Genomic DNA, 13,870 nt, shown 5'->3' on the forward strand with positions numbered 1-13,870 from the left:
ACCGATAACTGCGACCTGATCACCCGGCGGGAAGGGCAATCCTTCTCGCCCAGGCATGCACGTGCCTTGGCCGCCCTTGGCCTCTTCCGGCACAGCTTCGAAAACGCTGTTCATCAAGGAACGACTCAGCGCGTGGAACGAGTCCGTCACCGGAATCGGGAAAGGTATCCGCTTGCCTTCTCCCGTGGCCGGGCAATGGCCGTTCCGTACCCCGGTGGCGACTGCATGTCTGGAACTGGCTGAAGCCAGCGGTCTCCGCCACAAGCCTTGCAAGGAGACATCCATGAGCGACCACTCGCTCCTTCCATCGATTAAGGCCGGAAGATGACCAAAGCAAACCCGTTTGCCGCATTGAAATGGCTTTCCCTGGCGCCCGCGCTGCTGCTCGGCGGCTGCGACATGACCCTGTTCAACCCGAAAGGGCAGGTGGGCATGGACGAGCGCACCCTGATCATTACCGCGACCCTGCTGATGCTGATCGTGGTCATCCCGGTGATCGTGATGACCCTGGCGTTCGCCTGGAAGTACCGCGCCTCGAACACCCAGGCCGAGTACAAGCCGGACTGGCACCACTCCAACCGCATCGAGGCGGTGGTCTGGCTGGTGCCCTGCGTGATCATCGCGATCCTCGGCTGGATCACCTGGGAAAGCACCCACAAGCTCGACCCGTACCGTCCGCTGGACTCCGAGGTCAAGCCGGTCACCATCCAGGCCGTTTCGCTGGACTGGAAGTGGTTGTTCATCTACCCGGAGCAGGGTATCGCCACGGTCAACGAGATCGCCTTCCCGAAAGACACCCCGGTGAATTTCCAGATCACCTCGGATTCGGTGATGAACTCGTTCTTCATCCCGCAGCTGGGCAGCCAGATCTACTCGATGGCCGGGATGATGACCAAGCTGCACCTGATCGCCAACGAAGAAGGCGTGTTCGACGGTATCTCCGCGAACTACAGCGGCGGCGGTTTCTCCGGCATGCGCTTCAAGGCCATCGCCACCTCCGAGCAGGGCTTCCAGGACTGGGTCGCCAAGGTCAAGGCGGCACCGACCAGCCTGTCGATCGGCACCTATCCGGAGCTGGTCAAGCCGAGCGAGAACGTTCCGCCGACCTACTTCTCTTCGGTCAGCCCGGAACTGTTCGGCCACATCCTCACCAAGTACGAGCACCACGGCGACGCCAAGGGTGCCGCGCACGGCGAGCACGCCGGGGCTGAGCACGAAGCCGCCATGACCGGTCACGACATGCAGGACATGGACATGCAAGCCATGCAGGGCATGAAAGACATGAAGGACATGCACATGCAACCGAGTACCCAGGAGTAAGCGCAGATGTTCGGGAAACTGACACTCTCGGCCGTGCCTTACCACGAGCCCATCGTCATGGTCACTCTGGCCGTCGTCGCCCTGCTGGGCCTCGGCGTGGTCGGTGCGATCACCTACTACCGCAAGTGGACCTACCTGTGGACCGAGTGGCTGACCTCGGTCGACCACAAGAAGATCGGCGTGATGTACATCGTCGTCGCCCTGGTCATGCTGGTCCGCGGCTTCGCCGACGCGATCATGATGCGCGGCCAGCTGGCCCTGGCCGAAGGCGCCAACCACGGCTACCTGCCGCCGGAGCACTACGACCAGATCTTCACCGCGCATGGCGTGATCATGATCATCTTCATGGCCATGCCGTTCATGACCGGCCTGATGAACCTGGCTGTGCCGCTGCAGATCGGCGCGCGTGACGTGGCGTTCCCCTTCCTCAACTCGCTGAGCTTCTGGCTGCTCGTGGTCAGCGCCATGCTGGTCAACGTGTCGCTGGGCCTGGGCGAATTCGCCCGTACCGGCTGGGTGGCCTATCCGCCGCTGTCGGAGCTGGCCTATAGCCCCGGGGTAGGGGTGGACTACTACATCTGGGCGTTACAGATATCCGGGATGGGCACGTTGCTCACGGGGATCAACTTCCTGGTCACCGTGTTCAAGATGCGCGCCCCGGGCATGAAGCTGATGCAGATGCCGATCTTCACCTGGACCTGCACCTTCGCCAACATCCTGATCGTCGCCTCGTTCCCGATCCTCACCGCTGCGCTGGGCCTGCTGTCGCTCGACCGCTACCTGGACATGCACTTCTTCACCAACGAGCTCGGCGGCAACGCCATGATGTACATCAACCTCTTCTGGGCCTGGGGCCATCCCGAGGTGTACATCCTGATCCTGCCGGCCTTCGGTATCTTCTCCGAGGTCACCGCGACCTTCGCCGGCAAGCGCATGTTCGGCTACAAGTCGATGGTCTGGGCCAGCGCCGCGATCACCTTCCTCGGCTTCACCGTGTGGCTGCACCACTTCTTCACCATGGGTTCGGGCGGTGACGTCAACGGCTTCTTCGGCGTGGCCACCATGCTGATCTCGATCCCCACCGGGGTGAAGCTGTTCAACTGGCTGTTCACCATCTACAAGGGCCGCCTGCGCTTCAGCACGCCGATCCTGTGGACCCTGGGCTTCATGGTGACCTTCACCATCGGCGGCATGACCGGCGTCCTGCTGGCCATCCCGGGCGCGGACTTCCTGCTGCACAACAGCCTGTTCCTGATCGCCCACTTCCACAACACCATCATCGGCGGCGCGGTATTCGGCTACCTGGCCGGCTTCGCCTTCTGGTTCCCGAAAGCGTTCGGCTTCACCCTCGACGAGAAGTGGGGCAAGCGTTCCTTCTGGTGCTGGCTGGTGGGCTTCTACATGGCCTTCATGCCGCTCTACATCCTCGGCTTCATGGGCATGACCCGTCGCCTGAACCACTACGACAACCCGCTGTGGAAGCCCTACCTGGTGGTCGCGTTCTTCGGCGCCGTGCTGATCTTCTGCGGCATTGCCTGCCAGTTGATCCAGCTGTTCGTCTCGGTCCGCAACCGCAAGCAACTGGCCGACGTCAATGGCGACCCGTGGGAAGGCCGCACCCTGGAATGGGCCACTTCCTCGCCGCCGCCGTTCTACAACTTCGCCGAACTGCCGAAGGTGCAGGACGTGGATGCCTTCCACGATATGAAGAAGACCGGCACCGCCTACCGCAAGCTGCCGGCCTACCAGCCGATCCACATGCCGAAGAACACCGCCGCGGGCTTCTCCATCGCCGTGTTCGCCTTCGTCTTTGGCTTCGCCGCCATCTGGCATATCTGGTGGCTCATGGCGGTCGGCTTCGTCGGCATGATCGGCTCCTTCATCGTGCGCAGCTACAACCAGGACGTCGACTACTACGTCCAGCCCGAAGAGATCGAGAAGATCGAAAGCGCCCGTTTCCAGCAACTCGCCAAGCAGGTCTGAACCATGTCGACGGCAGTATTGAACAAGCATCTGGCCGACGCCCACGAAGTGGGCCACGACCACGATCATGCACACGATAGCGGCGGCAACACCGTATTCGGTTTCTGGCTCTACCTGATGACCGACTGCGTGCTGTTCGCCAGCGTCTTCGCCACCTACGCGGTGCTGGTTCACCACACCGCCGGCGGCCCCAGCGGCAAGGACATCTTCGAGCTGCCCTACGTGCTGGTGGAAACCGCCATCCTGCTGGTTTCCAGCTGCACCTACGGCCTGGCCATGCTCTCTGCGCACAAGGGCGCCAAGGGCCAGGCGATCGCCTGGCTCGGGGTCACCTTCCTGCTCGGCGCCGCGTTCATCGGCATGGAGATCAACGAGTTCCACCACCTGATCGCCGAAGGTTTCGGCCCGAGCCGCAGCGCCTTCCTGTCGTCCTTCTTCACCCTGGTCGGCATGCACGGCCTGCACGTCAGCGCCGGTCTGCTGTGGATGCTGGTGCTGATGGCGCAGATCTGGACCCGCGGCCTCACCGCGCAGAACAACACCCGGATGATGTGCCTGAGCCTGTTCTGGCACTTCCTCGACATCGTCTGGATCTGCGTCTTCACCGTCGTCTACCTGATGGGGGCCCTGTAATGAGCAGCGCTGCACACGACAACCACGGCGCCGGCCACGGCAGCCTGGGTTCCTACGCGATCGGCTTCGTGCTCTCGGTGATCCTCACCGCGATCCCGTTCTACATGGTCATGGACGGCGGCTTCTCGCGCCACGCGACCATCCTCACCATGGTCGTCCTCGGCCTGGTGCAGGTGGTGGTGCACCTGATCTGCTTCCTGCACATGAACATGTCGTCGGAAGGGCGCTGGAACGTGATGGCGTTCATCTTCATGGTGATCGTCATCCTGCTGGTGGTCGGTCTCTCGCTGTGGATCATCTTCAGCGCCGACATGCTGATGATGCCGATGCCCTGAGGGCCATGACGTGAAGCTGAAACGCTATCTCCTGGTGGCCAAGCCGGGAATCATCTTCGGCAACCTGATCGCGGTGGCGGGGGGATACTTCCTCGCCGCCCGCGGCAGCGTCGAGCCGATGCTGTTGCTGGCCACGGTCATCGGCCTGTCGCTGGTGGTCGCCAGTGGGTGCGTGCTGAACAACTGCATCGACCGCGACATCGACCGGCACATGGAGCGGACCCGCGGGCGGGTCACCGTGACCGGGCAGATCTCGCTGAAGGCTGCCCTGGCCCACGGCCTGGTCCTCGGGGTCGCCGGCTTCGGCCTGCTGTGGTGGCGGACCAACCCGCTGACCACCGCGCTGGCCGGCTTCGGCTACTTCGTCTACGTCGGCCTGTACAGCCTGTGGTTCAAGCGTCGTTCGCAGTACGGCACGCTGGTCGGCAGCCTCTCCGGGGCGATGCCGCCGGTGGTCGGCTACTGCGCGGTGAGCGGCCAGTTCGACGCCGGCGCCGCCTCGCTGCTGGCGATCTTCTGCCTGTGGCAGATGCCGCACTCCTATGCCATCGCCATCTTCCGCCTGAAGGACTACGAGGCGGCCGGTATCCCGGTGCTGCCGGTGGCGCGCGGCATCGCGGTGACCAAGATCCACATCGTGCTCTACATCCTCGCCTTCATGGCGGCGACCCTCGCCTTGTGCCTGGGCGGCTACGCCGGCTACGGCTACCTGCTGGTGGCGGTGGCGGTGAGCCTGTGGTGGCTGGCCATCGCCCTGACCGGCTACTGGACTGCCGACGACCGGGTCTGGGCGCGCAAGCTGTTCGCCTTCTCCATCGTCGCCATCACCGCGCTGAGCGTGATGATGTCCATCGACTTCCAGGTGGCGCCCGCCACCCATCTGGTCGCTTCGCTGTTCTGAGGCGACACGCTTTAGGGAAAGCCCCGCCGGTCGATTGGCGGGGCTTTTTTTTGTCTGCGCGATGGCAGGGATGCGGTCGCCGCCTGGCAGAAGGGCCGCGCGGCGAGCCCTCTGTTCCGGGACTCTGCCGTTGGTTATCAGATTTTTCCGGGAGCTTTTTCGGAGCTGTCCGGCTTGTGGAAAAAAACCTCCATCAATCAAATGCCAATGATTCTCAATAACCAAGATGGAGTACTTCATGGATCGTCGCAACGAGCCGTCCCCCTTGCCCACCAAACGCCCGCTGGCGCCGCTGATGCTGTTGATGGCCGCCTGCTCCTCGCCGGCCCTGGCCGAGGACGCGGCGCGCAAGGACGATCCCCTGGAACTGGGAGCCGACACGGTCACCGGCGAGCAGGCGTCGTCCAGGGTCGAACGCTCGGCCTCGGCCAAGTACGCCGTGCCGCTGCTGGATACCCCGCAGACCGTCACGGTGGTGCCGCAAAAGGTGATCCAGGAGCAGAACGCCCTGAGCCTGCGCCAGGTGCTGTCCAACGTCTCCGGCATCACCTTCAACGCCGGCGAAGGCGGCGGCGGTTCCGGCGACAGCATCAACATCCGCGGCTTCAGCGCCAACGCCAACATGCAGGTGGACGGGCTGCGCGACAGCGCCCAGACCAGCCGCAGCGACCTGTTCAACCTGGAGGCGGTGGAAGTGATCAAGGGACCGAACTCGGTGTTCGGCGGCGCCGGCACCAGCGGCGGCAGCATCAACATGGTCAGCAAGCAGCCCAAGGCCGAAGCCTTCACCCACCTGGGCGCCGGGCTGGGCACGGACCGCTACCGGCGCCTGACCCTGGACACCAACCAGCCGCTGGAAGGGCTCGGCGAGTCGACCGCCTTCCGCCTCAACCTCATGGCCCACCACAACGACGTCGCCGGGCGCGAACAGATCGACAAGCAGCGCTGGGGCATCGCGCCATCCCTGACCTTCGGCCTGGACACCCCGACCCGCCTGACCCTGAGCTACTTCCACCAACGCGACGACAACCTTCCCGACTATGGCGTGCCGGCGCTGAACGGGCGCAAGCTGGACGGCGTCAGCCGCCACGATTATTTCGGCTGGCGCAACCTGGACGAGGAGCGGATCGACAACGACGTCGCCACCCTCAAGCTCGAACACGATTTCAGCGACGACTTCCAGTTGCAGAACCTCATCCGCTATTCCCACCTGCATCGGGACACGGTGATCTCCGCCTCCCACGTCAACCAGAAGGGCCTGCCGCCGGGGCGCTACCTGCCGGCGGGACCGCAAGCCTACGGGCGCGATTCGAAGACGCGGATGTGGATCAACCAGACTAACCTCACCGGCCGCTTCGACACCTTCGGCCTGGCGCATACGCTGATCGGCGGCTTCGAGCTGTCCCGCGAGACCTACGACCGCACCACCTACTCCTACAACCTGGGCAAGTTCTACCCGGCCAACGGCTTCGACCTGCACAACCCGCCGGGCTACTGGAACGGCCCCACCGACAAGCGCGACAGCGCGCGCAACCGGACCGAACTGGAGGTCAAGGCGCTGTACGCCTTCGACACCATCGCCCTGGACGAGCGCTGGGACCTCAGCCTGGGCCTGCGCTACGACTGGATCGACGGCACCTCGCGGAGCACGCCCTCAGGCAAGCCGACGGTGCGCGCCGACAGTTCCGACGGCAAGCTGAGCACACGGGCGGGGCTGGTATTCAAGCCGCTGGAGAACGGGCGGGTGTACGTCTCCTACGGCACCTCCTTCAACCCCTCGGCGGAACACCTGGTCACCACCGGCTCGGGCGTGACCGAGGCGACCGGAGGCCTGGCGCCGGAGAAGAACAGCACCTACGAGCTGGGCACCAAGTGGGAGTTCCTCGGACGGCGCCTGGAGCTGGACGCGGCGCTGTTCCAGGTGAAGAAGGAAGACGCCCGCGAACGCCTGGCCGACGGCAGCTACGTGCTTGCCGGCGAACAGCGCGTGCGTGGCCTGGAGCTGAGCGCCAGCGGCAAGCTGAACGAGCACTGGGACCTCTTCGCCACCTACACCTACCTCGACAGCGAAACCCTGAAATCCAGCAACCCGCAGCGCGAGGGACAGGCACTGGGCAATACCCCGCCGCGCTCGTTGAGCCTCTGGAGCACCTACGAACTGCCCGAGGGCGTGACCCTGGGCTATGGCGCACGCTACGTCAGCCAGCGCAACGTCACCTCGGTGGACAACGGCAAGCTGGATGCCTACTGGGTGCACAACATGATGCTCGGCTACCAGGCGACGCGCGACCTGAAACTGCAACTCAACCTCGACAACCTGTTCGACAAGGCCTACGTCGAGCGGGTGCGCCAGGTGTACGGCAACCAGTCGCGCTCCTCGGCCATCGAGTATGGCGACGGTCGCACGGCGATTCTTTCGGCGATCTACGCGTTCTGACGGCAGGCAGGCCATGGAAGCCGGCGCCCACTGCCTGGGCGCCGGTTCTTCCCGGCGATTTCCTCTGAACTTTTTCACTGCGGCGCCTATCAACTCCTTTGCAAGTCATTTTTCAGGGAGCCTCTTCGATGGCACGCAAAAACGCAGTGAAAGACAACCTCGAGCAGATCCAGCACCAGAGCTACAGCGAGCTGCAGGAACTGCTCTCCGAAGCCAACAGCATGCTCGCCGACAGCGCCGCCTTCGCCGGCGACAAGGCCGACAGCGCCCGTGCGCGGATCGGCGCGCTGCTGGAGAAGGCCAACGATGCCCTCGGCAAGGGCGGTAGCGCCGTGGCCGAACGCAGCCGCCACGCGGTGGATGCGACGGAAAGCTATATCGGCGCCAATCCCTGGCAGACCGTGGCCATCACCACCGCGGTGGGCCTGCTCGCCGGCTTCCTGCTCGGGCGCCGCTCCTGAGCACGCGGTCGGTGCCGCACAACGGACTCGTTACCTTCGCTTGAAAAAAGGAATTGCCCATGCTTTCGATCAAGAAGAACCTCGGCCTCCTGGCCATGACCGTGGCCCTGGCGGCCTGCGCCTCCAACCCCAACGACCTGCCGGATTTCCCGGAGCATGAATACGCGGCGACCCAGCAGGTGGGCGAGGGCGTGATCAACGGCGACCTGTACCTGACCAGCGCGTCGGGTGCGATCCAGAAGGGGACCAACACCAAGGTCACTCTGGAGCCGGCGACCAGCTACATGAAGGCCTACTACGCGAAGTTCGGCAACCTCGATGCCGCCAAGCGCGATCCCGACGTGCAACCGCCGGTGCTCGACCCGCGACGCGCCACCTACGTGCGCGAGGCGACCACCGACCAGAACGGTCGCTTCGACTTCGACCACATCCCCAACGGCACCTATTACATTTCCAGCGAACTGACCTGGAGCGCCCAGAGCGATGGCAAGACCATCACCGAGGGCGGCACCGTCACCAAGCTGGTCACCGTAAGTGGCTCGCAGCCGCAGAAGGTGCTGCTGACCCGCTGACCTCCGGCGGCGCTCGGCCAAAACGGCAAGCCCCTGCCATCGCGGCAGGGGCTTTTTCCTGCCGGCGCGGCCGGACCGCTTGACAGCCAACAGGGCGGCGCCGTAGTTTCGATACCCATGACCTTCGCGACCCTGCTTACCCGCCGCAGCATTATTACCGCCATTCCAGCTATGGCGGGTTAGCCAGCGTCCACTCCGAACCCGCCCTCGAGGCGGGTTCTTCGTTCTGTCTCCTGGGCCAAAACCACCGAACCGGGAGAACAGCATGCAGCACCAGACCCTCCAGAACCTCGTTGGCCGGGCCGACGCCCTGATCAATGCCGGGCAGTTCGATGCCCTGATGGATTTCTATTGCGACGACGCCACCCTGGTGGTCAAGCCGGGCCTCAACGCCTGCGGCAAGGCGCAGATCCGCCAGGCGTTCGACGCCATCGCCCGGCACTTCGAGCACAGCCTGCGAGTGCGCCAGCACGACCTGCGGGTGATCGAGGCGGGAGATACGGCGCTGGTCATGGCCGAGGCGGTGATCGAGTCGAAGGCCGGACGCCTGCAACGTCGGGCCACCTACGTGTTCCGCCAGGAGGCCGATGGCCGGTGGCGCTGCGCGGTGGACAACTCCTACGGCACCGACCTGCTGGCCTCGGTGGCGGCGAGCGCGGAGGCCAGCCGATGAGCGCCTCGACCCTCAGCGCAAGCAAACCCCTGCTGGCCGGCTACGTGGAAAGCATCCTGGCCGCGCCGGTGTACGACGTCGCCGTGGAAACCCCCTTGCAGGTCGCGCCGCAGTTGTCCCAGCGCCTGGGCAACCGGGTGCTGCTCAAGCGCGAGGACCTGCAGCCGGTGTTCTCTTTCAAGATCCGCGGCGCCTATACCCGTGTCGCGCGCCTGAGCGACGAGCAGAAGGCCCGCGGGGTGATCACCGCCTCCGCCGGCAACCATGCCCAGGGCCTGGCCCTGGCGGCGCAGCGCCTGGGCGTGCGGGCGGTGATCGTGATGCCGCGCACCACTCCCGAACTCAAGGTCAAGGGCGTGCTGGCGCGCGGCGGCGAGGCGTTGCTGCACGGCGACGCCTTCCCCGATGCGCTGGCCCATGCCCTGCAACTGGCCGAGCGCGAAGGCATGACCTTCGTCCCACCCTACGACGATCCGGACGTGATCGCCGGACAGGGCACGGTGGCGATGGAGATCCTCCGCCAGCACAGCGGCCGCCTCGACGCGATCTTCGTGCCGGTCGGCGGCGGCAGCCTGATCGCCGGGATCGCCGCCTACGTCAAGCACCTGCGTCCGGATATCCGCGTGATCGGCGTCGAGCCGGAGGATTCCAACTGCCTGCAGGCAGCGCTGGCCGCCGGCGAGCGGGTGGTGCTGGGCCAGGTCGGGCTGTTTGCCGACGGGGTGGCGGTGGCGCAGATCGGCGCTTGCAACTTCGAGGTCTGCAAGGACCACGTCGACGAGGTGATCACCGTCGGCAGCGACGAAATCTGCGCGGCGATCAAGGACATCTACGACGACACCCGTTCGATCACCGAGCCGGCCGGCGCCCTGGCCGTAGCGGGAATCAAGAAGTACGTGGCCCGCGAACGCACCGAGGGGCAGACCCTGGTGGCCATCGACTCCGGTGCCAACATCAACTTCGACCGCCTGCGCCACGTTGCCGAGCGCGCCGAACTGGGCGAACAGCGCGAAGCGATCATCGCCGTCACCGTGGCCGAGCGGCCGGGCAGCTTCAAGGCCTTCTGCGCGGCGCTGGGCCGGCGCCAGATCACCGAGTTCAACTACCGCTACCACAGCGACCGCCAGGCCCACCTGTTCGTCGGCGTGCAGACCCATCCGCTCACCGACAGTCGCGCCGACCTGCTCGCCGGCCTGCGCGAGCAGGGCTTCCCGGTACTCGACCTGACCGACAACGAGATGGCCAAGCTGCACATCCGCCACATGGTCGGCGGCCACGGTACCGAGGTGCGCCGCGAGCGGCTGTTCCGCTTCGAGTTTCCCGAACGCCCCGGGGCCTTGCTGAACTTTCTCGACAAGCTCGGCTCGCGCTGGAACATCAGCCTGTTCCACTACCGCAACCACGGCGCCGCCGACGGTCGGGTGCTGGCCGGATTGCAGGTGCCGGACGAGGAGCGCGGCGAGCTGGAGGCGGCGTTGCAAGCCATCGGCTATCCGTACTGGGAGGAAACCCACAACCCGGCCTACCGGCTGTTCGCCGGTTGAGCGGCGCTCCGCCAGCGGGACATGGCCCTGTCATGTCCCTCGGCTAGACTCCTGCCAGGGATATCCGTCCAGCGAGGGACATGGCCATGCGCAAGCGCAACCCCCGGCGGGCCACGCCGGAAGAACTGCGGGTCTGCTCGGTACTGAAGGAAAAGGGCACCCGCGAGGAACTCGCCCACCTCGCCGCCCGCGGTGAATGGAGCAACGTGCCGGCGTACAACGCCAGCCGCGAGCAGATCGCCGACCACCTGGGCAAGAGCGTGTCGCCGGAATCCGACGCCTCGTTCTTCGACTCGCGGCGCTTCAGCGAGGCGATCGTCCTGCTCAAGAGCCGGCCGGTGCTGCTGGTGAAGAACGGTATCTTCGACGAAGCGCCGCTGGCCGGCCTGGAGCAGCGCCTGAAGAAGCATCGCGCCGCGCTGGCCACGCCGATCCGCTCGGTCGGTCGGCTGGAATTGATCGACCACGACAGCATGGACTGGTGCGGTACCGGCTGGCGCATCGACGACGACCTGATCGTCACCAACCGGCATGTCGCCAGCCTGTTCGCCGAACGCCAGGGCAGCCTGTTCCGCTTCCGTCTCAACCAGGCTGGCAAGCAGGTGCGCACCCGCGTGGACTTCCGCGAGGAATACCGCCAGCCGGAAAGCGACGAGCATGTGATCGCGCGGGTCCTGTGGATCGCCCCGGACGTCTCCGAGGCGCCGGACATGGCGATCCTCCAGGTAGTGAAGGGCGACCTGCTGCCGCCGCCGCTGGTCCTCGCGCGCCAGGATGCCGAGCCGCGCCAGGCGGTGGCGGTGGTCGGCTATCCGGCGCGCGACAGCCGCAACGACGCCGGGGCGATGGAAGATATCTTCGGCAACATCTACGACGTCAAGCGCTTCGCTCCCGGCGAAGTCGTGGGATTGCCCCATGACGCCTGGTACCTGACCCACGACTGCTCGACCCTGGGCGGCAATTCCGGCTCGGCGGTGCTTTCGATCGACGGCGGCGAGGTGGTCGGCCTGCACTTCGGCGGCCAGTTCCGCAAGACCAACTATGCGGTGAAGGCCAGCGTGATCCGCAGCCTGCTGGCGCGTCGCGCCTGGGTGCCGGTGGCCGGGGCGGAGCTGAAGCGCGGCGTGCCGCGCTTCCAGGAAAAGCAGCGCAGCGTCGCCGACCTGGCCGAGCGCAAGGGCTTCGACGAGGCCTTCCTCGGGCCGAAGGCGGCCTTGCCCAAGCCGGGCAAGAGCCACCAGGTGCTGCCGGTGGGCAAGGGCACGCGCCTGGACTACCTGCATTTCTCGGTGGTGATGAGCGCCAGCCGGCGCTTGCCGATCCTCACCGCGGTGAATATCGACGGTGCGCTCAAGCGTTCGCTCAAGCGCAAGGATTCCTGGGGCTTCGACCCGCGCATCGAGGCGGCCGCGCAGGTCGGACACAAGGACTTCTACGGCCCGGCTTCGTTCGACAAGGGCCACATGGTGCGTCGCGAGGATCCCGGCTGGGGCGACAGCGATGCCATCGCCCGGCAGGCCGAGGACGACACCTTCGTCTATACCAACGCGGTGCCCCAGGTGGCGCAGCTCAACCAGCGCAGCTGGCTGTCGCTGGAGGACTACGTGCTGCAGAACGCCAGGAGCGAGGGCTTCCGCATCTCGGTGTTCACCGGCCCGGTGTTCCGCGACGACGATCCGCTCTACCAGGGCGTGCAGGTGCCGCTGGAGTTCTGGAAGGTGGTGGCGATGATCGACGCCGACAGCGGCGAACTGGGAGTGTCCGCCTACCTGCTGGGGCAGGAAGGGATGATGCCCAGCGAAGGCTTCCGCTACGGTGCGTTCAAGACCTACCAGGTGCCGTTGGCGAAGGTCGAGGCCAGCGCCGACCTGCGTTTCTCCAGCGCCCTGCGCAAGGCCGACGTGCTCGCCGGCACGCCGCTGGAGGAGGCGCTGGAAAGCGGACGCTTCATCGAGATCGACGGGCCGGACGACCTCCTGCTGAGCCGGCCGGGGCCGGCCGGCAAGGGCCGCTGAGGTTCAGGCCGGCTGCCGCCACTCGCGTAGCAGTTCGATGAAGGCGCGCAGCTTGGCCGGTACGTGGCGGCGGTTCAGGTAATACAGCCACATCGGCGGCAGCGGCAGGCAACTGCCAGGCAGCACTTCCACCAGGCGCCCGGCGGCGAGGTCCGCGGCGACCCGCTCGCGGATGAATGCCTGGGCGATCCCGGCGCCGGCGCGGGCCGCCTCGATGATCGTCTCGGTGTCGGTGCTGACGAAGCGTGCCGACAGGTCCACTTCCAGTTCCCGCCCGTCTTCCCGCAAGCGCCACTTGTGCAGGCGGCCGCTGCGCGGGAAACGGAAGCGCACGGCGGCATGCCCATCGAGGTCGGCGACGCTGGCCGGCGTACCATACTCGGCGAGGTAGGCCGGAGTGGCCACCAGCAGGCACGCCAGCGGCGCTGTCAGTTGCACCCCGACCATGCCCGGCTGCAGGGCGTCGGCCAGGCGGATGCCGGCATCCAGTCGTTCCCTGACGATATCCACCAACTGGTCCTCGTAGCGGATCTCCAGTTGTACCTTCGGGTAGCGTCGCACGAACTCGTTGAGCATCGGTGCGATCACCAGGTTCTTCGCCAGGTGCAGGGCGCTGATGCGCAGCTGCCCGGAGGGTTCCGCGAGGCTTTCGCCGAGCGCTTCGCGGGCGCGCACCAGGTCGCGGTAGGGCTGTTCGGTCTGTTCGTGGTAGCGCTGCCCGGCCTCGCTCAGGCTGACCCCGCGGGTGGTGCGGTGGAACAGCTTGAGACGCAGCTCGGCTTCCAGTTGGTTGATCGCCTGGCTCACCGCTGCCGGCGTCACCCCGAGCAGGGCGGCGGCGCGGGTGAAGCTGCCGGTGTCGGCGACCTGCCTGAAGGCGTGCAGGCCGGCGAGGGGATCGCGTCGATTCATTGTTAGAAAAACTTGAAAGTCTACGTAGGAGAAGGCCGGTTCTGTTAAAGCTTCGACCTTTCTAGACTGGCCCGCAAGCACTCG

The 13,870-nt window shown here is 65.8% G+C and carries 12 protein-coding genes; 11 read left to right on the plus strand and 1 reads right to left on the minus strand.

Going from position 1 to position 13,870, the window contains the following annotated elements; translation table 11 throughout:
• The first annotated feature begins 324 nt into the window (after window positions 1-324).
• The 11 genes from cyoA (at window position 325) to VQ065_RS11840 (ending at window position 12,874) form a co-directional block, all read left to right on the plus strand.
• On the plus strand, window positions 325-1,320 hold the full coding sequence (gene cyoA / locus VQ065_RS11790; RefSeq protein WP_003086856.1) for a ubiquinol oxidase subunit II: 996 nt from the start codon (window positions 325-327) through the stop codon (window positions 1,318-1,320).
• Window positions 1,321-1,326: 6 nt separating this feature from the next.
• Window positions 1,327-3,303, plus strand: coding sequence for a cytochrome o ubiquinol oxidase subunit I (cyoB, locus tag VQ065_RS11795; protein WP_003086857.1), 1,977 nt, complete (start codon window positions 1,327-1,329; stop codon window positions 3,301-3,303).
• Window positions 3,304-3,306: 3 nt separating this feature from the next.
• Window positions 3,307-3,936: a cytochrome o ubiquinol oxidase subunit III gene (cyoC, locus tag VQ065_RS11800; protein ID WP_003086858.1), complete on the plus strand. Its 630-nt coding sequence runs from the start codon at window positions 3,307-3,309 to the stop codon at window positions 3,934-3,936.
• Window positions 3,936-4,271, plus strand: coding sequence for a cytochrome o ubiquinol oxidase subunit IV (gene cyoD, locus VQ065_RS11805; RefSeq protein WP_003086860.1), 336 nt, complete (start codon window positions 3,936-3,938; stop codon window positions 4,269-4,271). Before cyoC ends, cyoD begins: the two co-directional genes overlap by 1 nt.
• A 10-nt stretch (window positions 4,272-4,281) precedes the next feature.
• The gene (cyoE, locus tag VQ065_RS11810; protein ID WP_003082726.1) at window positions 4,282-5,172 is read left to right on the plus strand and encodes a heme o synthase; all 891 of its coding nucleotides are present in this window, start codon (window positions 4,282-4,284) and stop codon (window positions 5,170-5,172) included.
• 238 nt (window positions 5,173-5,410) lie between these two features.
• Window positions 5,411-7,609 (plus strand): TonB-dependent receptor, encoded by a 2,199-nt coding sequence (locus VQ065_RS11815; RefSeq protein WP_003145267.1) that lies wholly within the window; start codon window positions 5,411-5,413, stop codon window positions 7,607-7,609.
• Between the two features lie 128 nt (window positions 7,610-7,737).
• A complete protein-coding gene (locus VQ065_RS11820; protein WP_003082731.1) occupies window positions 7,738-8,070 on the plus strand; it encodes a DUF883 family protein in 333 nt (110 codons plus the stop codon).
• Window positions 8,071-8,129: 59 nt separating this feature from the next.
• A complete protein-coding gene (locus VQ065_RS11825) occupies window positions 8,130-8,642 on the plus strand; it encodes a prealbumin-like fold domain-containing protein (RefSeq protein WP_003082734.1) in 513 nt (170 codons plus the stop codon).
• Between the two features lie 265 nt (window positions 8,643-8,907).
• Window positions 8,908-9,315: a YybH family protein gene (locus VQ065_RS11830; RefSeq protein WP_003086867.1), complete on the plus strand. Its 408-nt coding sequence runs from the start codon at window positions 8,908-8,910 to the stop codon at window positions 9,313-9,315.
• Window positions 9,312-10,859, plus strand: a complete 1,548-nt coding sequence (gene ilvA / locus VQ065_RS11835; RefSeq protein WP_003082739.1) for a threonine ammonia-lyase, biosynthetic — start codon at window positions 9,312-9,314, stop codon at window positions 10,857-10,859. The genes VQ065_RS11830 and ilvA overlap by 4 nt, the downstream gene beginning before the upstream one ends.
• Window positions 10,860-10,945: 86 nt before the next feature.
• A complete protein-coding gene (locus tag VQ065_RS11840; RefSeq protein ID WP_003100095.1) occupies window positions 10,946-12,874 on the plus strand; it encodes a DNA/RNA non-specific endonuclease in 1,929 nt (642 codons plus the stop codon).
• Between the two features lie 3 nt (window positions 12,875-12,877).
• Here VQ065_RS11840 and VQ065_RS11845 read toward each other — a convergent pair whose 3' ends face one another.
• Window positions 12,878-13,786, minus strand: coding sequence for a LysR family transcriptional regulator (locus VQ065_RS11845; RefSeq protein ID WP_014603685.1), 909 nt, complete (start codon window positions 13,784-13,786; stop codon window positions 12,878-12,880).
• Between the last annotated feature and the right edge of the window lie 84 nt (window positions 13,787-13,870).

The sequence above is a fragment of the Pseudomonas sp. KBN10P06128 genome, from assembly GCF_037574945.1.
Lineage (GTDB): Bacteria > Pseudomonadota > Gammaproteobacteria > Pseudomonadales > Pseudomonadaceae > Pseudomonas > Pseudomonas aeruginosa.